The organism is Puia dinghuensis, assembly GCF_014642875.1.
GTDB classification, from domain to species: domain Bacteria; phylum Bacteroidota; class Bacteroidia; order Chitinophagales; family Chitinophagaceae; genus Puia; species Puia dinghuensis.
In genome coordinates this window covers 133,007-153,494 of sequence record NZ_BMJC01000007.1, presented here as the reverse complement: position 1 = coordinate 153,494, position 20,488 = coordinate 133,007, and the positions used below count along the sequence as shown (strand labels likewise).

Below are 20,488 nucleotides of genomic sequence, written 5' to 3'. Positions count from 1 at the left end.
AACTGTTATTTTATAAGGTTAAAGTATACCCGCCGGCTGTTGAAGCGCACTACCCGGGGGACGCGCTTGGCGGCAAAGTGTTTCATAAGGCCATGGGCGCCGAATCGCCGGCTCAATCTTGCTGTCGTCCATAGTGCTGCAGCGCCCAGTCCGAAGACCAGCAGGATGCAGATCAGGGGTGTTACTCCGCAGCAATAGAGGATGACGAAGAGTAGGAGGTCGATGACCAGCGAGGCGGCAGCGACCAGGATGTATTGACCGCGGAAGCCTTTGAACGTAATGGGGCGGCTCATGGCCCGGTAATTGGGATAGACACTCGTTGTCATCTCGCATTTTTAGATTCCGAAAAAGCTTTTGATCACTGTAGCTACCACGACAAGGAAAACACATGAGCCGAACCACCCTGCTGCGGCTCTGTACGCTTCTTGCTGGTGTCCATGGTTCCACTCCCTATACACCTTAACGGCGCCGACCAGGCCTAATATGGCGGCGATAGCATACATTAAATTCACCCCGTCGGCATAGTAGTTTCTAATCATGGTATTCGCTTGTGTGATGCCCGCGTTTCCGTCCTGGGCATGAAGGGCAATACTGCTCAGCAGGCCAATCGCCACCAGGGGCCCTTTTTGGCGCATCCGCTGAAAGAGCTTGTTACGATAGAATAAAAGGCAGAGAATGCTGTAGTAGGCAGCCGTCGAAAGGAGCAACGCTGTAAAGAAGCTGCCCCAAGTGATTGCGTGTAACATTTGGATCGAAGTTTTTGGTGAAAAAAATTGTTTCGACACAAATGTTGCTTTTCGGCTAACCCTGACTTCTATAGTATAGACTATACTATAGAAGTGCCTTTATAAGGCACTGATTATTAAGCTGCTTTTCCGCTCCTGTCTTATTTTTTGGTCACTTAGATTCAAAACAAAAATATTGGCAGTTCGGTTATAACCGAACAGTATTTTCAGCAGATTTATTGATTTTAGCTAAATGGACCCTATCCGGGAAAAAGAAATATTAAAAGGATTCGGCGAAAGGTTAAAAAAGCTTCGAAATGAGCGTAATCTGAGCACCAGGGAACTGGCGTTAGAGGTCGATATGGACCATACAAATATCAATGAAATTGAGAATGGGAAAGGCAATCCAACACTGAAAACTATTATTGTCCTGGCCGATTTTTTCAAGGTAGAACTCTGCTATTTGATCTGCGGAAAGGAGTGATTCGCAGTTCCGTTCATCGCATATTGCTGTCCCTAGGTTTCCAACCAAATTTTAAGGCAAAAAATTGTAAATCCTTAAAACAAAGGGTATGGATACCATATTGTCGGGCATTATTACAGGCGTTGCCATCTCAGCAGTAGGCGGCCTCGGATGGATGAGTTATCATCAGCCATCGCTTGCAACGAAATTAATCGTGGCTTGCTTTATCGTCTTTTTCCTGCTACACCTGGGCACCTTCATCTATCGCAGTTCGTGGCGGCAATGTCAATCCTATTTTAAAAAGTCAATTGAAGACATCCGTCCCTCCGGCAAAATGAGGAAGGGGCAACTGGCCAGGTTTAAAGCCCGGTTTAGACCAGTGTATGCCCGATCGACCAGGCACATCAATACCTTTTCAGATCATTCTGATACCAGGTTTTGCATCGTGTATGCTCTCCTGTTTGGGCTATTCCTTTTCTGTATGGTCCGGCGAAAGAAGCCTCCGGCAGTCGATGCATAAGTTCAAAACGAATACCTTTTTGGCCGGTCATCCGACAACTGATCGAGATAGGCATCAAGTCGTCGAGTTATTTCATTGTATTTGCTGAGGCGGTGGTCCTTTGTTCTTCTCTTCAGCTCTTGTACCCGGCTGTCCCACTGGGCAAGAGAAACGCCGAATAGCATCTCCAAGGCCTGTCGGATAAATTTCTGAGTGGCAGGCTTGCCGTCTACGTGGACGTCTTCTGAGAGCCAGATGCCCATCCCTAATTCAACAAGGTCGATGGCCTTTCCTTTATAGGTTACCACTGGGCCCGGTGTGGTGTCCGCCGGCTCAGCCTTTTGAGTATTTGCTTCCCTGCTAGACAACACGGCGTATTCAATATAGGATAACAGACAGGCCACCAGATTCTCTCTCTGCTTCATCTCCGGGTCATTTCTCATCTCTTCCACTATCTGTACAATTGCCTGGCTAGCCAGTAGTAGATAGCGGGAAATCTTATTCAACCGGCTTGGCTCACTTTCACTGGAAAGGATGGCTTGTTCCAGCTCCTGCATCCTTTCTTTTACGACCTTTTCCATTCTTCCTCATTTTGGGTTTAACAAACTAAACTTGATACCCACCACCGGAAAATAGAAACGGGGCCGGCTTTGCGTTGCCGGTACCCCGTACCAAGTTTAGCCAATGCCTCTCTCCTCGTTATCTTATCTCACAGTATTTGGTACTTGCAGATCAAAGATAAGTGCAGGTAAATTGGCAATTATTGATAAATGTCAGATTATTTATTTTTTCCGCCATTTCGGCTACGCATCCGGCTTAAAGTCGCCTCGCGCATGCCAAGCCAGGGAGCCAACAATTTGACCGGAACTTGTTGAATCAATTCCGGCCTTTCCGAGAGAAGAAATTGATATTTTTCTTTAGCCTTGTAATATCTGATCATTTCGGCGTATCTCTCAAACTCCATAACATATTTGGGGTAGAGTTCATTGGCAATTAGGCTAAATTCATGAAAGGTCTTTTTTGCACAATCAAATTTCTCTTTGGTAAAATAGTACAACTCGCAATCTTCCAATACCTCGATGCATGCATGACTGGGCACCTGGTTGTAGAAACTACGCGTGGATACAACTGTATGACCAGGCCCGAAGAACCAGGCCGGAACAGGATTATCATTAACATAATAGTAGGAATACAAAAGCCCCTTTTTGATAAAATAGAGATGCCGGTTGATCTCACCGATCTTCAAAAGCACGTCTTTCTTTCGAAGTTCCCGACATTCGACGTTTTCGTATAGGTAATCTGCGCAATTACGAGATAGCTGACGAATAGAGGACAGGAATTGCAGTAATTCTTCCATTAGGTAAAGATTAAAAGGTTATTAAGAGCGAACATACATATAATCGGCGAACCATATGCGCAGTTAGAATCTGACAAATGTCATTTGTAATTAACAAGAGTGAGCATATTTTTACTACATCAAAGTCATCAAGAATTCTTTAACCTAATTAAATGAAAGATTTATGGACAAGTTATTAGATGGTATATCGGTGAAGGGGATCATAAAACCCGGGGAAGTCTACGTTTTTACGGAAAGCGAAAGTAGGCTGGATGAAATAAGCGGTCCGGGACTTGCTTATACGATCAGGAGCGATGACGAACTTCGGGCGGCATTGGCAATGGAAGTGTATTTAATCCTTCCGGTGTGGTGCGACATTAAGGACTATATCGGATGTATAAAGCTATCGGATGATTGTTATGTATTTCAACTCCTTATCGATCACGATTTCCGTCCAACCAGCAAAATTTATTCCAAATATCTTCATAGGGTAATTCAATTTAAAGAGCGATTGGCTCAGGTTAATTCGGACTTGGCAGATGTGGAAAATGTGTGAACCGTTTTCTTTTCGACTATATGTTTACAAACAGGGTTTGAAATAACTCACATTTTTATCATTCACCTTTCAACGAAACCTATCCCTTTATGGAACGCTACATCAAGATCCTTAAAAGCTATAAGCGAATGCCCCTCGAGCTGGAAACCACCCTTCGGGAAAATGTTCATCCTATGGTTATCCGCAAACATGAGGTCTTTCAACCGATTGGCACAGTCACCGATGATTTCTATTTCGTTGAAAAGGGTTTGTTACGCATCTTTATCCTCGAAAAAGGCGAGCAAGTAACCTTCCGGTTCAAAAAAGAGGATAATTTTATCATTACTTTGAGAGTATTATTTCCTGAAGAATCGGAGCAGGAGCAAGGCATCCAGGCGCTGGAAGATAGTATACTATGGCGCTTCCCTGGTTCGCTCGTCGACACTTTGACTAAAAAGTTCCCGCAATTCCAGAGGCAATATTGCACCATTCTACAAAAAGACGTGATGGCCATGCAGGAGAGACGTCGTTGTTCTCGACCAGGTTGGGATAGTTCGAATTATGATCGACTTCGCTTGTACTCGCCTGAATTACTCGATCGCGTTCCTATCCCCTACCTCCCTAGTTATACATCCATTCCGGAAAATGTCTTCCGCCATCTACATTCAAGCAGGATAAAATTAAACATGTCCTCCGTTAGGCGGCGTAAGCGATAATAGGCGTTGACAGGCGCCGCATGAAAAAATCAGTCAATTAAAAACCTTATAATATGACAATCAAATTATCACTGCTAATCGTTAGTTTACTCTTACTATCCATCAGCTGCGTCAAAACCGAGTCTAAGAACGCTAACCCAACCACCCAAAATCTGATAGCCCAAGCCCAGGTCTTTTTTGAAAGGAGTATCGCAGGCTCCGATAAAAATCCAAATGCCAACAACTATCGGTCGGCTCAACCTAAATCGATTCTATGGAACGAGGCGACCGTTCGACATATGTCGATTGGCGATGTGCTTATTGTTCCCATCGTCTACCGCAACAACCTGTTTGTTTCCTTAAAGTCAGCTCCATACCGAGCATTCAAACTAAGCGACCTGACGTCCCTGGTGATCATGCGAAACCCTAACCAGGAGATGCACGCCGTCATGATCACATTTGTTCCAGATTCAATAAGTACTGTCGGCTCACCAAGTGGCCTATATCTCCAGGAAGATTGGCAGGGGAATTCCATTCCCATTCACATTGGCTCACGAGATCAGAACCTCGTTGCCGACACGCCAGGATCATCCAATCCGAAACAAGCTGACTACATGCAGAACATTCAAGTATGTAACGAGATAGACGGCTATAATTATTCGCCGGATGATCCGAGCAATGGCGTTTCCTGGTCGGAGACATCTTGCACCACGTATGGTTTTTCTTCGGACGCGCTGGGATCTGGACTATCTGGGTATACGCTTTCAAACCTCCCGCTGAATCGTTTCTTGCGCTCTTTCAAAATCATTATTTCACCTCCCGGTAATCCTATAACCAATATTACCAAATATTTCAAATGCTTTACGAATGGGTCATCTCCCGATCATTCATATACCGTTCAAGTTTGCGTCGACCAGCCCGATCCGGGCACAAGGCAAGCCTGGGGCTTTACGCCGGGCGGGCCGATCGGTAGCAGTTCTGCCAGCAATTTCGTTAATACCGGTCACACCTTTCTGATTCTAACAGAAAACGACCGGGGCAATATTATATCCCGGAATGTAGGCTTCTACCCTTCGAGCTTGGTCATTCCAACAACAAGCGGTTCGTATAGTCAGGGGGTGCTCAATAACGACCAATCGCACTCATATAATATTAGTCTCACTTTCAATGTTACAAGCACTCAATTCTTCAACATATTGAATTATGTAGCACTGGGCAATAATCCTGGTTATTATTATAATCTCAATACCAACAACTGCACTACCTTTGTCATTAATGCCCTCTCGACTGGTGGTATTTTCCTTCCGTCAACGCGCGGAACCTGGCCAGGAGGCTCTGGCAACGACCCCGGTGACCTTGGAGAAGACATCCGTAACATGCCCTTGTTCTCCAACATGAGCCGCAACACCGTGGATAACGATCATCCAAACATTGGCAGCTGTAATTAAACCTATCGTTATGAAATTCCTCTCTTTGATGTTCTTATTAATATGTGTGGCAGCCTACAACCGGCCGCATCCCGCTGTTCCTTGGCACTCTACAAAGAATTGGAGAATATACAAATTGCAAAATTTTAACCGGGTTTTCGGGATCCCAGCAGATAGCTTGCAATACCTAGAGAACAAGCCTCTCAATGACGACTCCATGCACATATTCCTTTCTGATGCTAAGGAACTTCCGTCCACCAATCCTGCGTGGATGGGTTGTTATCTAACGTCTTACGAAACTTCAGATGGCAAAATCCGAAAGGCCGTTATTAGCCATTATGGGGGCTTTTTCTATTGTCAGCCGGAGAATGCCTATTTCGAGGTAAGCTCCGACGTGCAGCAGGATTGGTTAAACTATCTTTCAAGCTCATACATGAGCATACATCAACACCTTATAAAATAAACGTTATTCGTCTATGAAACTGATACATATTTTTTGGTCCCTTTTACTTCTGGCAATTTTGATCTTCATTCCTGGCATTTTTTACCGCACAAACTCAAAGTTGGGTGGTGGAGAGGATTTGTTTGCGTTTTTTCTGCTCATCTGGACGGTCACCAGTGTTGTCAGTCCGGCTATTTTGGCCCTACGCAAGCTCAAAATAATAAAGAGTGGTATACCTTTCCCATTGACGTTACTGGCAATATTCAATCTTTATTTCGGGTCCTACGGAATATATTTGATCTTATCGGACCAGGTGTTCCGACCTGGCCCTTTCGCTTTGAAATTATTTGTTCTGAATCTCCTTTGGGCAGTATTACTTATCCTACTAGTCAGCGCCAGATCTTCGAGAAAGAGCCTCGAAAACGATGCATAGACAGCACGTATGAGATGATCCGGTCGAATGATATCTCCCTTTTCTATAGAAACGGAATGAACAATGTGTATGAGGTAAGCTTTGGTTAAGCTTATTGATGGTAGCGGGTTTCAGGTAGGTACGGGGTTCGGTTGTGAGCGGCCGGCCCCATTACCCGCTTGCGGATAATGGGAAAACAGCAGAATGGTCCTCCATCGACCATCCGTTTTTTGCATAGTATTATCCTGTTTAAGAATACGATCCCGCCTAACTTGAGTTCTGGCTTATTCCCTAATTTTATGAAACGCAATATTCTTGCAGATATCGTGTCTTATTTCTTTATTCTTTTATTCCTCTACACAGGATTCGTCAAACTCACTGAAATATCTACTTTCAGGCAACAACTATCCTCCTCTCCATTGATGGGCTCCATTGCCGGGGTCATCACCTGGGCCCTCCCGATCGGCGAGATCCTCCTGACGATAGCCCTGTTCACTACCCGATGGCGGCTACCAGCATTATATGTTACAGCCGGGTTGATGACCCTCTTCACCGGCTACGTCATCACTATTCTGCTAATAGATGATCAGCTCACCTGCAGCTGCGGTGGAATAATACAAGAACTGACACCCAAACAGCATGTTCTTTTCAACAGCGCCTGTGTGATCCTTAGCCTGGTCGGCATCATGGCTATACGGCGGCAGCAACCAACACGACTTTTCAAATGGCTGACCAATTCGTCTGCCATAGGTCTGCTGGCAGTCATAGGATGGTCGCTGTTCACCGCTTTCACGGCTCCAGTGTCAGAGAAGACAGGCCTGGAAGGGCGTGTAATCCCGTCTATTCCCCTTCTTCTTACCGACAGCACTACACGATTGAATACCGACGACATCCCAGCCGGGAAACCCTTCGTCGTTATAGGGTTTGACCCCTGGTGCAACCACTGCCAGGAACTTACGGTCGACATTATATACCATATCGAGGTTTTCAAAGACACCCGCATCTTTTACATCACTCCCGCCCAGTTCAAGAACATGAGAACCTTCTATAGATATTATCAACTATCCCACTACCCGAATATTGTCATGGGTTGGGACAGCGCCAATATCCTCTTCACTTATTTCAAGACTGACAATACACCCCTCATAGTCATTTTCGACGCCAAGAAAAGATTGAAAAGGGTGATAAGCCAGCAACCTACCGCCACAGAGTTGGCTCAAAGCATCGAAAATTGATCGTTAGACTACGAGAAAGACCTGTTAACGGTCGATTGAGGTAGAGTGCAATCCTATTACCGGGAATACGCGCAGATTCATCTATTATGCAATTAATCAGCACACTCGCCATCCTTCCCATCCTGCTAATAGCCCTGGGTTCAGTCTATTTCATAGGTCGAGCCATCGGCATCGAGGCAAAACCTCATAGCTTCTCCTCCATTGACGGGCTGAGAGGATTTCTGGCCCTGTTTCTGTTTATCCACCATGCGACTCTTTGGTACTATATGTCCCAGCGGCATCAATGGGGTCTAATCCCGCATCCGCTGTTTGATCATTTTGGCTCTACCAGCGTCGCTTTCTTTTTTTATGATCACCGCTTTCTTATTTTTTTCCAAATTGATCGAGGCAAGCTTAAGAAAGATGGATTGGCTAAAACTTTATGTTTCCAGGGTGCTGAGGATCATGCCGCTCTTCCTACTTGCAATGTTCTTCCTTTTCCTCCTGGTTGCCATTGAATCAGGATTTACGCTTAAGGAATCCTTGCCGAATTTGATTTGGCATACAGGACAATGGATCCTATTTATGGAGCCAGATGTTAATGTGCTCAAAGGAACGAAATACCTCATCGTAGGGGTTCAATGGAGTCTGGCATTTGAATGGCTATTCTATTGCTCCCTGGCTGTCATCGGTAGCCTTTTCTTCCGCATAAAGACTTCGATCACTACTATCCTTCTCACTAGTCTTGGCCTTGTTGTATTCGTACTGATCATTCATGAATATTATCCTATACTTGCCTGGGAAAAAATGAGTCCCTTCCTGGGGGGAATTGCCGCCGCCTTCCCGACTAGAAACCAGCGGGTCGGGAATTTTGTTGCAAATCCCTGGTTGACGCCTGCGCTCGCAGCCCTGCTGTACCTCTCCTTACTTAATTATTCTACCGTTTTTAGCCCTGTGCCATACCTGTGCATTTGCCTGATATTTATTGCCATCGCCTGCGGGAATGATTTCTTTGGAATCCTGACGCTAAAAGCATCCAGACTTCTGGGTCAGATATCGTACAGCATCTATTTGTTACGTGGGCTCCTGCTTTATACCACTTTCCAATTTATAATTCATGGAGCAACAGCAGAAAAGCTCTCTCCTTTAAGCTATTGGTGTGTCATCTCCGGCTGCTGCGCAGTGTTGATCCTGATCACTTGTCAGACCTATTATTTTATAGAAAGACCCTTGCTCAATCGCACCGATATCGTCACCAAACAAGTAAGAGACTTCATTGCTAAACGTATGCAACCGTCAGCCCTGGCAACAAAGGAAGCGGCAGTTATTGCAAACTCGGTTTTGCATCACACTGCTGAGCAAGAAGCAGCAAAATAGGGTAACCCCCTGCTTAGTTGTAAATTTTTCTTGAATTTAAATGCATTATTCATGCAGTCTTGTTCGACAACCAATCAACGTCGATTAATTTTCAAATAATTATTGAGGTATTTTTCGCCCTTAACTGAAATATGACTTCACTCTCGTCCTTTAGTAAACTCTTTTCTGCTTTTAGTAGCCAACGATTATTTGTAACATGTCCTAAACGGGTCGTAAATTAGTCTTCCGACACCATCGCAAGGCCCGATTAGTAGCGCAACAACCATTACACATTAAACCTTATCGATTATGCAGCGCCAAAAAAAGATCGCGGGCTACGAGCATCCTATTGCCCGCACCAAACTCTACGACGTCCCCGCCATTGAAAAAGCCCGGGATCTTATTTTGAAGGACCCTGTCTCTCACATCCACATTCCGATGCTCGCCGACAAGGTCGGTATCAATGAATTCAAGCTGAAGGTGGGGTTCCGTGAGTTGTTCCAGACCAGCCCATACCAATACCGCCTCCACCTCTGTCTCGAGCGTGCCAAGGTTCTCCTTGAAGAGACAGACGACACCATCGACCAGATCGCCTCTCGTGTCGGTTTCGACACCTACAATGGCTTTAGCACGGCCTTCAAAAAAGCCTATGGCTATGCGCCAACCGAATACCGTAATCGGCAGACCGCCTAAATTTTTCGTCATGAGCGAGTCTACTACTCCCCCGCCTGTTTCCTCACCCGGCCTTTTGAATGAATGGCTTTACGACATCATTGAACCTTGGCTCAAAGGCCGGGTGCTGGAAGTGGGGAGTACTCCGCATTCTATTTCCGCCATCTTTGCACAAAAAGGCCAACCCATCCATTTGAGTAGCTCCGACAAGTATACCCGCGACCAACTACGAACGAAGTACCAAGGGATAGAACCCATAAGGGATGTTAAAGCTCTTGATTTCCACAGAGCTGACTTTGAGCAGGCTTACCCAGTAGAGGTGGCAAGATTTTTTGATACCGTACTTGTCTTAAATCAATCTTGCAATTCAATCATAGTTCGTAATGCCAGACACCTATTGCGGGATAGAGGTCGGCTGGTCGCACTGGCGCCGGTGTATACTACGATCTATAGCGGGTTAGAGATAGATTTAGAAGACTTAAAAAAGTACAACCACCAGTCGATCAAGCGCCTAATGACGGATGAAATGGAGATACTTGCGACCCACTATTTTAACCAATCCAGCCCCTCCTTCATCGTGATCGCCCGGAAATTGGAACCTCAAAAAAACTTACATGCCTCCACCTCCAGGTAATATATTTGACCCCATGGTCGTCGGATTCGGCATTAGCGATGGTTAGGCCGCCAAGTAACTATGCGCGAACGTGGTGTCCATAGCACCGAGTTGGTAGGGTCAAAATACCAGATACCCACTCAGCGAGGCAAGTCCCTGGCATATGAACTTCAATATGTAGGTCGAAGTCTTTCCGCGAGAGACTAACTTTGTATACTTAAGCATCAATGAAAAAGATCCCTGGGGCATCCCCCAACTGGTCACCGTTATCGACTATAATGACAACGACGACGCCTGGTCGAGGACTTCGTCGTGCAAGCCGCGAAGATGAGAGATGTTGCCGGTGTCAAGAATATTGAAACATATGACAACCACATGCTTCCCGGTCTCGATGTCCACGAGATGGACGGCATGAGTATGGGCAGTGATCCCAAAACTTCCCTCCTCAATGTCTGAAACGAGGGTCACGCCTGCCCAAACGTCTTCGTTGCCGATGCTGCCTGCATGACCTCTATAGGAGCACAAAATCCTTCCCTCACCTACATTGCACTGACCACCATGGCGCTGGATCATGCCGTCAAAGAGTTGAAGAAAGAGAATATTTAGAAGGGCGACCATTACTTTTTAAATTTCTTGTCGAAATGGTAGGTAGCCGACACCATCCAATAATGACCCAAAATATTGGTCGAGGACTCGATGTTGATATTGGCGGTATTAGTGCGGGTAATACCTGCATTTTTGTTGAGGATGTTGTTAAACAAGAATCTAGCGGTTAGTTTGTTGTGGAGAAAATTCCGGCCGAAGTAGGCATTCCAAAACAGGACCGAGGTATTCGCGTGGAAGGAAGCGGTCTTTTGGTGCCAGGTATAAGTTGCATTGGTGTTAAGCTCATAATTTTTAATAAGAAATAAGGTTATCGCGCCCGAATGATCCTGCATCCAATAGCGGACTGGGGCAGCCGGATTGATGCTGCTGGACTGCTCAAAATAGGTTAAATTGGTCTTTACAAGAAGTGAAAATTTATCAGGTACATATTTGTTCAGGCTCAAACCAGTGCCGGCGGTGAAAGCATCGTTGTGACTAAGGTCGGCGTTGACATAGTTAAGCGTGTGACCATAGGTGCCCGCGAAGTCCAGGCCAGCGTCAATTCCTAGCAGGCGTCTGTTCAAAGAAAAATTAAGCACCGCCGAATGCGCGCCATTGACGTTAATCGGCTGGCTGATCTGGCGGCCAAGAGTGTCGGTAGTGGTTTTTGTACTAATGCCGTTGTCAATCAGCCTAAGATTCAACTTCAGATTCAGTAACCAGGTTTTAAGTCGACTGAATTCAAGGCTGAAGTCATGTTCAAGGCCCGGCTTTAGTGCTGGATTACCTATCGTAAGATGCAGCGGATCGCTATTGTTTATTATAGGTTGTAATTGGCCAGGAGACACTCGTTGAGGCGATCCGTCGTACTCGAAACTGAGCCTGCTGAATGAGTTTATCGCATATGAGAATCCTACCCTTGGTGCGAAATCAATAGAATTTAAATGAGAAATCGAGTCAACTAACAGGTTTCCCTGGTAATATTTGTACCATATCCAATCAAATCCAACAATATAGTTGAGTGCTTGGGTTTTCCCTTGCAGTTCGAATGTTGCCCGTTGGTTGATGGATTGAGTCTTTATATGGCTGCTCAAACTGTCTATTTGTTGCAGGTACTTTCCGTCCCCACGATTAAAGGTGCTAGTCATAGGAGCATCGGTGATAATTCGAAGATTATATTCCATCCCGAAAAAGGCATCCTTCCACAATGGTTCTGTATATGCAATATGGCCGGTGTAAGTCAGGGAATGACTGGTGATCACCTTTCGCTGGTCCACCGTGTCAATGCTTTCGATAGTGCCAGATTGGTAATAACTATTTAATGAATACAAATATCCATGGGTGGAATTGTCCATCTTTGTAATGCCTGAACTAACGGAAAAAGTACGTCCAATCTGATGACCGATCCGGATCCGCCAGGAAATTTCTCCGGCAATTCTCTGATAACTCACCTTATCCTGGATCGTCCGCCGGCTTTCATTCAAAAGGGTGTCGTTGAAATTGCCAATATCGGTAGCCTCAAATTGATTTTGTGCCTGCGAATTGTTGCCACTCAATACAAGTTTAACTGCTGAATTGGGGCTTGACGCCCAATCGTATACCCCATATGCCAATTGCTGACCCTGCTGGTTGATAGAGTTGCTCTGCTGATACTGCCCATAGAGCCTATTGGCTTCGGTTTGCCAGCTCTCTGTGGTTGTCACCGGTCGGGTAAAATAATGATTGTACTGACAATTAACCATCACGTGGTTTCCCGAGCCGTTCCATGTATTGGCATAATGCAATCCGGCAGCGTCAAAACTAGGAATTCCGGTCCCCGCAGAAGTGCCCAGGGGATCCATATTGCTCAAAAAGATAACTTGTGAAGGTGAGCCACCGGCATTACTGCTAAATCCTACTATCCCGGTATTGGATGCCTGCCCAAGAATCGTTATTTGCTCCCTGTTTCGGAATGCCGCCAGGGCGCCATTCGAATTATAATATCCATCCTTATTACCACCTGCCTCCACTTTACCAAAATATCCGTCTTTGGCGCTTCCCTTAAGCACTAAGTTAATGGTTTTGGTGCGCGTTCCATCATCAATACCCGTAAAGATCGTGTGATCGCTCCTTCTGTCTAACACCTGTACCTTTGCAATTTTGTCAGCACCGAAGTTCCTGGTGACGATGGTCGGGTCAGATCCGAAGATATCTTCCCCATCCACCAATAAACGCTGAATCTTTTCTCCGTTGTAAGTGATATTCCCATACGAATCAATCTGCATTCCTGGAAAACGGCCAAGTAATTCTTCAACCAATGCATTCGGATGCAAACGAGTATTCTCCGTATTGTATTCAATCGTATCCCTCTTTATTCTCGGCCTCAGTGTTGCCGTGACAATTGCAGTTTTTAACGTATCAATTTTTATCCGCAGAGTATCAGGTGATCGTACCAGCACAGGACGATTCTGGGCATAGAGACACAAGGACGCTATGCCGAGAAGTAGCAGCAGGATAAAAGGTTTAATAGCTAGCAAGGAATCAAATTGTAAAGGAGGGCAATATATTCAATTTCCCTGCTGAGCAAAAGCAGAGACTCTATTTCTTAATCATTGTATTCTGTTTTGAAGATAGATTTATCCTTTTTTGAAATATTATCTGAACTAATTTCAATGTGTTCAACCCCAAAAAATGTAAAAGACAAATCTCAAATAATCATGAAAAAAGTGATAATTCCACTATTGCTTACTGTTTTATCCGGATGTCATGACCCTAACAAAACAATTACTGGACTTGAAGGAAAGCCAATGCCCCATTTCAGTATTCAATTGTCTGATGGTATCACCAAATTAAACACAGATTCTATTCCGATGGGAGAACCTATTGTCCTGTTCTATTTTGGCCCTTATTGTCCCTATTCTAGGAGCCAAATGCAAGAAATGATCGATAATATGAGCTCTCTACAAAATATCCGCTTTTACCTTTTCACTCGGGCTTCATTTCAAGATATGCAAGTATTCTATAATTATTTTCATCTTCAAAAATATCCGAACATCCTGGTTGGTGTCGAGTCTTCAAATGTATTTAACAATTATTACAATGTTCCGGGAGCGCCTTATACCGCGATATATAATACAAAAAAATGTTTGAAGCAATCCTTGTTCGGGCAATCTGACGTAAACGTCATAAGAGATATTGCATTGAAATAATGATATTTATCCATTGCACCCACTTTGTTCGGGCATAAAATATTGTTAACGATCAATGGTTAAACTTTGGCTTCCACTCGTTGATCTAATTATGGCAATAAAAATTAAGCACCTTAAAGCTTTTTTGATAATTTATTGTATTTCAACATCTATTGGTGCCCAAAAGCCTGCGATCGACACCTCGGTATTTAGAGTTCTCTGGGATAACAAATGGCCAAATTTAATTACTGGATCCGCGATCTCTCCCAACGGAAAGTACGTCTTTTACGGTGTGCAAAATCTACCCGCTCCTGGGCGGTTTACCTGGCTTTTAAGTGCGACCGGGAACCAAAAATATGTGCACGCATTTGTCGATTGTGATGGCGGCATGTTTACGTCCGATGGGGAAATGCTTATATTCAAAATAAAAGATAGCTTATTTATTTTAAGATTGGGAACAGCTCAATCGCAATGCTTTACTGAGATCGATAATTATAAAGTAACTAATACTCAAGACGAAAGTTGGCTATTTTGCCATAAAATAACCTCCCAAAAAGAACTCACTATATTAAATCTTAAAAATAATAAAAAGCAAAAGTGTGTTGGAGTCGATCACTATTGGCCAGCACCTAAGCAAAAGGGAATATTGATTGCAACATCAGATAGCGAAGGCCAACATGAATTACAGTGGACGTCTTTGCTGTCCGGGAGATCTTTGAAAATTTGCAAGGGAATGGAAGTAAAGGATATTGCAATGAATGAAAAGCAAACCAAGTTCGCTTTTTTTGTTCAGGGGAAGTCAGAAGGGGACAGTAAGATCTTAATTTATAAAGCAGGCGATTCAACTTCAACCGATTTGGTGAACGATACCAATTTTACAACACAAGGTTTCCACCTAATTGAAAGCGATATCAGATTTTCAGGAGATGGAAATATCCTGTTCTTTGCCTTAAAGAAAAGCCTTGCTGCAAATACAATTGGCTCATCAGGCATCAAACCAAATGTACGCATCTGGAATTACAAGGACGAAGAACTTCAATCAATACAAACAAGTCCGTATTATTCTCATGAGGATAAAAAGATTCGGGCCGACATTGACATTCTGTCTGGCAAATTGAATATTCTGGAAAACGATAAAATAGATCTAATAAGGCAAATATATCCTGAACCAAACAATAATTATGTCCTGGCGATGGACAGAGGATCGCCAAATGGCTATTTCAATAAGAGTGATCGCCCATGCCTCTATTTGATTGACACTAAAGAAGGCAAGAGGATTAGATTGGCCGGGCCCGCATTTTTTGGACAAATGGAGCAAGTACTTTCACCGGATGAAAAACATGCTATTTGGTTCAATAATGATAGCCTGAGCTACTGTTCTTATGATATAAAAAGTGGGGTCACACACAATCTCTCAACAAAAATACCTGTTAGCCTATATGATGATGAAGCGGAAAAGTTAGGAAAAGCCATACCCTGGAGAATTGCCGGTTGGTCAAAAACAGAAGGCTCACTCCTTATCTACGACCGCTATGACATATGGCAGGTTGACCCCGATGGAGTCAAATCACCGATAAATCTTACGAATGGATTTGGCAGGAAACATCATATTGTCTTTAATTTGGTTAACTTTCAGGAGCTTGATGACCCGCCAATTTTTGAAATTGGTGGGAACCTTTTACTATCAGGCTTCGATGACGTCACCAAGGAAAATGGCTTTTGGAATTTAGATATTACAAACCATGGGGACCCAATATCCTGTAATATGGAACCATACACTTATTTTGTCCCACGTACGGGAAGAACAGGGTCTGTGGCATTTGCAAGAGGTGCCACACCTATAAAAGCACGGAACGCGATGACTTTTCTTGTAAAAAGGGAGGATGCATCTAATACTCCCAATTTATTTACAACAACAGATTTTAAGACATTTAATCGTTTGAGCAACATAAGTCCCGAGAAAAATTATAACTGGATGACTACCCAGCTCATAAAGTGGAAAATGACGGATGGCAGAATATCTCAAGGTATCCTATTTAAACCTGAAAATTTTGATTCCACCAGGAAATATCCATTGATCTTTTCGGTTTATGAAAAACAAGCTGATGCTTTGCACAAATTTCTTGAGCCTAATTGGTCGATTGCAACCATTAATATCCCTTATTATGTAAGTAATGGGTATTTGGTATTTACTCCCGATATTCTATACACTGAGCCTGGGCACAATGGAGAAGACCTATTGAATTCCATCACCTCCGCGGCAAATTACTTAGCGACTCTTCCATGGGTGGATATAAATAAAATGGGATTGCAAGGGCACAGTTTTGGCGGGTGGGCAACCAATTATATAGTAACTCATTCTAAAGTGTTTGCTGCAGCGTGCTCAGCTTCTGGACCAAGTGATCTGTTAAGCGTCTATGATCAAATCGCTTTTCCATGGGGAAACAGCAGCCAGGCATATTATGAATTTAACGGTCAGGGGGGGCCTTATGGCATCGGGGTTACACCTTGGAGTGCCCCCGACTTGTATATACAAAATTCTGCGGTCCTACATGTCAATGATGTTACCACTCCATTACTTATCATGCATGGGGATTTTGACGCTGCAGTACCATTTGCGCAGGCAATTGAGCTCTTCCTGGCCTTAAGAAGGATAGGGAAGCCAACATGGCTGCTTGAATATGAAATGGCTGGGCATGGTCTAGATTCATTAGATGATGCCAAAGATTACACAATAAGAATGAAGCAGTTCTTTGATCATTATTTGAAAGGTACCCCCCCGCCAAGGTGGATGACAAGGGGTGTGCCGGCTAACATGAAGGGCGTTGAGACTGGCTATGAACTTGAGCCAAACGAGAGCTGTAACGAAAATTGCCCAGTATGCAAAAAAGGGGCTTATGCTAATAAAAAATAGCAGAATAATAAAAAAAACGAACATTGTCCTGGGGGCTATAACCTTTGCCTTGGCCATTGCCGGCGCGTTTGTTTCAAAAGCAAGTAACAAATACATTGTCAACGCATGTTGGTCGAAGAATGGAGGTTGCAGCAATATAGGTAACGTAGCTTGCGATACCAATGCACCTGGCGCAGTTTGCAAAAGTGGCACCCATACCTGCTATTCCAGTTCCAGTTGCGTTAATAAAATGTATACAGGTATACAGGTGCACTCTAATAAATCACGTTTAAGATAAAAGGCTAATCAAAATCGATCAGCCTTTTTCACTTGCATATCAGGGTATTTCTCGTATGGCTCGATTGTCATGCTCTTTCGACCTAACATTCTATCCGATTTCGTCACATCTTTATCCCTTCTAAGAATAAGAACAAATGTAACTTCATATATTCAGCGTTACATCAAATTAGTTTCCATATCTCTGCTATTATAAATTATTTTTGGCCATTTCAACGAACCTTCAACCGCTGCAATCATTCTGGACCAAGTTGCCGATGAGCATTGACCCATGTCAGAGAAAAGGAGATCACCAAGGGCAGGTGTAATTATATAAATATTGTATAAATAAATGAAAAACGCGAATACTATCCTGGGGGCTACAGCCTTTGTCCTGGCTATTGCCGGTGCGCTTGCTTCAAAGGCCTATAACAAATATAATATCAACTTCTGTTGGTCGCTAAGTGATCGTGGAACCTGTACTACTAACCTAGGTAATGTAGCTTGCTCTGTCACAGCACCAGGTTATACTTGCCGTTCGGGCGTCCATACTTGCTGGTCGAGGGCCGCCACTGGCCATTGCTTTCTGATACTGCATACGAATACACAATGACTAAGTTTAATATAAGATGCTAGTCATGCTTTCTCGGGCATCCAATTTCACCACACCTTTATCCCTTTTGAGAACAAGAACAACAGTAACTTAGTTCACATATTCAACGCTACATTACGCGACGATCAAGAAACCTTATTTTATGCATGAGTCCTCCATACTTGCTACCGAGGCTGTTGAAGCCGTCCGCAGAACTCCCCGGCACATACGAAGTACACCAATCCATATTAGTATCCGAAAGATTTCCATTATCATCCCCTGTTACAACGAAGCTTCGACCATTGCAATCATCCTAGACAAAGTTGCCGATGTAATGTTGACCCACTCTATAGAAAAGGAGATCATCGTTGTCAACGATTGTTCTAAAGATGATACCGATCTCATGATCCGTGAATATATTGATGACAATCCCAACACACCAATCAAGTACTTCTCTCATCCTCACAACCAAGGAAAAGGGGCTGCTATACAGACTGGTCTGCAAGCCGCAACTGGCGACTACCTGATCATCCAGGATGCTGACCTAGAGTATGATCCCAAGGAATATAATCTGTTGTTGGAGCCCATTCTCAGCGGTCATGCCGATATTGTTTATGGCTCCCGCTTCATGGGCGGACAGCCTCACAGGATCCTCTTTTTTTGGCATACACTGGGCAATAAGTTGCTTACATTTATTAGCAATCTCTTTACCAATATGAACCTTACGGATGCACACACCTGCTACAAGGTGATTCGCACCTCCACAATAAAAGGCATCCCCCTGGTCGAAAAACGTTTTGCTTTTGATGCTGAACTCAATGCCAAGATCGCCCGAATACCTAAGCTCCGCATTTATGAGGTCGGCATTTCTTATTACGGTAGAACTTTTGCCGAAGGCAAGAAGATCAGGTTACGGGATGCCGTACGAAGTATTTATAGCCTAGTAAAATACTCAGTATTCTGCCGGATGCGTGCACCCAAATAACATATATCACTATAGCCAAGTTATCGCCATTCTTATGAATAGCACAACCGATATCGTCACAACAAGCCAGGATTCCTATTGGTCTTTTATTTGGAAGGAAAGCGCCAATCGAAAATCCCTTCTCCTAGGGATAGGGCTCTGCATCATACAGTTTGTCATTTTTAAGTTGCTATATCCATTCCCTGATTTTTTTGGGGACTCCTATAGCTATATATTCGCGGCATCCGCTCATTTGGATATAAGCATATGGCCGATCGGGTACTCCAAATTCCTTGATTGGTTTCATGCCATTACTCATTCCGACACAGCGCTTGTAGCATTCCAATATTTCTTCTTGCAGGCGGCGGCATTGCACTTTTATTTTACCATTATCTACTTTTTCAAGGTGAAAAGGGTCACACAAACTATCCTGTTCCTTTTCTTATTCATCAATCCCCTCTCCCTTTACCTTTGTAACACAGTGAATAGCGATGCCTTGTTTGCAGCTTTGACCTTGCTTTGGCTCATCCAAATGATCTGGATCGTCCAACGTCCCCGTCTTTACCAGGTACTTATCCAGGCAATCCTGCTTTTCCTGTGCTTCACAGTTCGGAATAATGCATATTATTACCCAGCAGTAACTGTCATTGCCTATTTGCTCACCAAGCAAAGTTGGAAGGTAAAACTTGGTGGAATCTTAATGCCATTTTTTTTTCTTGTTCCCTTTATTATCTATACGGAACAAGCTGCCTTCAAAATCACGGGTATTAGGCAATATTCGCTATTCACGGGCTGGCAACTCGCCAACAATGCGCTTTACATTTATGATCGAATTGAACAAGACAGCCTGGCGCTTCCCACACCTGCGGCGAAAGAGGTTAATCGTCTAACACTTTCTTTTTTGAAACATGTTAATGAAGAGGAATATAGAAGTCTCCTGGAAACATATGTAGGAAATTTCTTTATCCGAGAGCCAAATGCTCCGCTCAAAAGATACTTTGGCAGTCATTATCAACATTTACACAGTGAAATGGCCCTAACAGCAGCCTGGGGGAAGGCATCCGCAGATTTCGAACCGTTTGGCAAAGCCGTTATCCTTCAACATCCCATGGCCTACACATGGTACTTCATACGTCCAAACATCTTACATTATTTCCTGCCTCCATTGTCCCACATCGAAAGATATAATTATGGCACAAATGAGATAGATCCGATCGCAAGGGACTGGTTTGGGTACCCCAACTCCACTGTACATTGTATCTCGCATTCTCTTCAGGGTTTCTTAATTATTTATGAAGCATTCTTTTTGTTATTCAATCTATACTTTTTGTGGCAATTGGCCAAATACCTAATTAACTACAAAAGGGTGCACCTTACTAGCGAAAATGACCGGGTCATGTGGGCAGTAGCAGCCTTCCTGCTTCTCAATTTCTTATTTAGTATAGTGACGACGGTCAATATATTGCGGTATCAAGTGGTTCCCATGGCAATCTTGCTTTCATTCGGGGCCTTGCTCAATGATCATCTGAGTGAATTAGTCCCGGGCAAAAAGCCGCATTTAATAAGCAAATCTCCTATCATCGCCGATCAAAAAACAAACTTACTCCAAAAAGATATCTAAT

General features: G+C 43.9%; 21 protein-coding genes. 16 read left to right on the top strand and 5 right to left on the bottom strand.

The features are described 5' to 3' along the window. Positions 1-5: 5 nt before the first annotated feature. Together IEY39_RS27750 and IEY39_RS27745 are read right to left on the bottom strand one after the other, a co-directional pair. Positions 6-326 (bottom strand): DUF4133 domain-containing protein, encoded by a 321-nt coding sequence (locus tag IEY39_RS27750; RefSeq protein ID WP_188937806.1) that lies wholly within the window; start codon positions 324-326, stop codon positions 6-8. 9 nt (positions 327-335) lie between these two features. Continuing rightward, positions 336-746: a DUF4134 domain-containing protein gene (locus tag IEY39_RS27745; RefSeq protein WP_229689116.1), complete on the bottom strand. Its 411-nt coding sequence runs from the start codon at positions 744-746 to the stop codon at positions 336-338. Positions 747-978: 232 nt separating this feature from the next. Here IEY39_RS27745 and IEY39_RS30295 point away from each other — a divergent pair, with 232 nt between their 5' ends. Further along, positions 979-1,209, top strand: coding sequence for a helix-turn-helix domain-containing protein (locus IEY39_RS30295; RefSeq protein WP_188937804.1), 231 nt, complete (start codon positions 979-981; stop codon positions 1,207-1,209). Positions 1,210-1,297: 88 nt separating this feature from the next. Then, a complete protein-coding gene (locus IEY39_RS27735) occupies positions 1,298-1,708 on the top strand; it encodes a hypothetical protein (RefSeq protein WP_188937803.1) in 411 nt (136 codons plus the stop codon). Positions 1,709-1,710: 2 nt separating this feature from the next. Here IEY39_RS27735 and IEY39_RS27730 read toward each other — a convergent pair whose 3' ends face one another. Both IEY39_RS27730 and IEY39_RS27725 read right to left on the bottom strand, forming a co-directional pair. Continuing rightward, positions 1,711-2,268, bottom strand: a complete 558-nt coding sequence (locus IEY39_RS27730) for a hypothetical protein (RefSeq protein ID WP_188937801.1) — start codon at positions 2,266-2,268, stop codon at positions 1,711-1,713. Between the two features lie 197 nt (positions 2,269-2,465). Further along, the gene (locus IEY39_RS27725; protein WP_188937799.1) at positions 2,466-3,044 is read right to left on the bottom strand and encodes a Crp/Fnr family transcriptional regulator; all 579 of its coding nucleotides are present in this window, start codon (positions 3,042-3,044) and stop codon (positions 2,466-2,468) included. Positions 3,045-3,207: 163 nt separating this feature from the next. Here IEY39_RS27725 and IEY39_RS27720 point away from each other — a divergent pair, with 163 nt between their 5' ends. The 10 genes from IEY39_RS27720 to IEY39_RS30110 all read left to right on the top strand — a co-directional run bounded on the left by IEY39_RS27720 (position 3,208) and on the right by IEY39_RS30110 (position 10,845). Further along, on the top strand, positions 3,208-3,579 hold the full coding sequence (locus IEY39_RS27720; protein WP_188937798.1) for a hypothetical protein: 372 nt from the start codon (positions 3,208-3,210) through the stop codon (positions 3,577-3,579). An 89-nt stretch (positions 3,580-3,668) separates the two neighbouring features. Continuing rightward, positions 3,669-4,274: a Crp/Fnr family transcriptional regulator gene (locus tag IEY39_RS27715; RefSeq protein WP_188937797.1), complete on the top strand. Its 606-nt coding sequence runs from the start codon at positions 3,669-3,671 to the stop codon at positions 4,272-4,274. A gap of 53 nt (positions 4,275-4,327) precedes the next feature. Then, positions 4,328-5,701, top strand: coding sequence for a hypothetical protein (locus IEY39_RS27710; protein ID WP_188937796.1), 1,374 nt, complete (start codon positions 4,328-4,330; stop codon positions 5,699-5,701). Between the two features lie 10 nt (positions 5,702-5,711). Continuing rightward, entirely contained in the window at positions 5,712-6,143 is a 432-nt protein-coding gene (locus IEY39_RS27705; RefSeq protein ID WP_188937795.1) for a hypothetical protein, read from the top strand. Between the two features lie 690 nt (positions 6,144-6,833). After that, positions 6,834-7,769: a MauE/DoxX family redox-associated membrane protein gene (locus IEY39_RS27700; protein ID WP_188937794.1), complete on the top strand. Its 936-nt coding sequence runs from the start codon at positions 6,834-6,836 to the stop codon at positions 7,767-7,769. Positions 7,770-7,855: 86 nt separating this feature from the next. Further along, the gene (locus tag IEY39_RS29960; protein ID WP_229689124.1) at positions 7,856-8,266 is read left to right on the top strand and encodes a hypothetical protein; all 411 of its coding nucleotides are present in this window, start codon (positions 7,856-7,858) and stop codon (positions 8,264-8,266) included. After that, positions 8,172-9,125, top strand: coding sequence for an acyltransferase family protein (locus IEY39_RS27695; protein ID WP_229689123.1), 954 nt, complete (start codon positions 8,172-8,174; stop codon positions 9,123-9,125). Before IEY39_RS29960 ends, IEY39_RS27695 begins: the two co-directional genes overlap by 95 nt. A gap of 288 nt (positions 9,126-9,413) precedes the next feature. Continuing rightward, on the top strand, positions 9,414-9,797 hold the full coding sequence (locus tag IEY39_RS27690) for a helix-turn-helix transcriptional regulator (RefSeq protein ID WP_188937791.1): 384 nt from the start codon (positions 9,414-9,416) through the stop codon (positions 9,795-9,797). A gap of 10 nt (positions 9,798-9,807) precedes the next feature. Then, positions 9,808-10,410 carry an HAD family hydrolase gene (locus tag IEY39_RS27685; RefSeq protein WP_188937790.1) on the top strand — a complete coding sequence of 201 codons (603 nt, stop codon included), beginning with the start codon at positions 9,808-9,810 and terminating at the stop codon, positions 10,408-10,410. A gap of 306 nt (positions 10,411-10,716) precedes the next feature. Next, positions 10,717-10,845: a hypothetical protein gene (locus IEY39_RS30110; protein WP_262892888.1), complete on the top strand. Its 129-nt coding sequence runs from the start codon at positions 10,717-10,719 to the stop codon at positions 10,843-10,845. Positions 10,846-11,006: 161 nt separating this feature from the next. Here IEY39_RS30110 and IEY39_RS27680 read toward each other — a convergent pair whose 3' ends face one another. Further along, positions 11,007-13,490 carry an outer membrane beta-barrel protein gene (locus IEY39_RS27680; protein WP_188937788.1) on the bottom strand — a complete coding sequence of 828 codons (2,484 nt, stop codon included), beginning with the start codon at positions 13,488-13,490 and terminating at the stop codon, positions 11,007-11,009. A gap of 180 nt (positions 13,491-13,670) precedes the next feature. Between IEY39_RS27680 and IEY39_RS27675 the strand changes: the two genes are divergently transcribed. From IEY39_RS27675 to IEY39_RS27660, 4 genes are all read left to right on the top strand, one after another. Beyond that, positions 13,671-14,162: a TlpA family protein disulfide reductase gene (locus tag IEY39_RS27675; protein ID WP_188937787.1), complete on the top strand. Its 492-nt coding sequence runs from the start codon at positions 13,671-13,673 to the stop codon at positions 14,160-14,162. Positions 14,163-14,217: 55 nt separating this feature from the next. Beyond that, the gene (locus IEY39_RS27670) at positions 14,218-17,055 is read left to right on the top strand and encodes an alpha/beta hydrolase family protein (protein ID WP_188937785.1); all 2,838 of its coding nucleotides are present in this window, start codon (positions 14,218-14,220) and stop codon (positions 17,053-17,055) included. 1,010 nt (positions 17,056-18,065) lie between these two features. Beyond that, complete coding sequence (locus tag IEY39_RS27665) at positions 18,066-18,887, top strand: glycosyltransferase family 2 protein (RefSeq protein WP_188937784.1); 822 nt, start codon at positions 18,066-18,068, stop codon at positions 18,885-18,887. Between the two features lie 34 nt (positions 18,888-18,921). Then, positions 18,922-20,487 carry a hypothetical protein gene (locus IEY39_RS27660; protein ID WP_188937782.1) on the top strand — a complete coding sequence of 522 codons (1,566 nt, stop codon included), beginning with the start codon at positions 18,922-18,924 and terminating at the stop codon, positions 20,485-20,487. Position 20,488 lies beyond the last annotated feature (1 nt).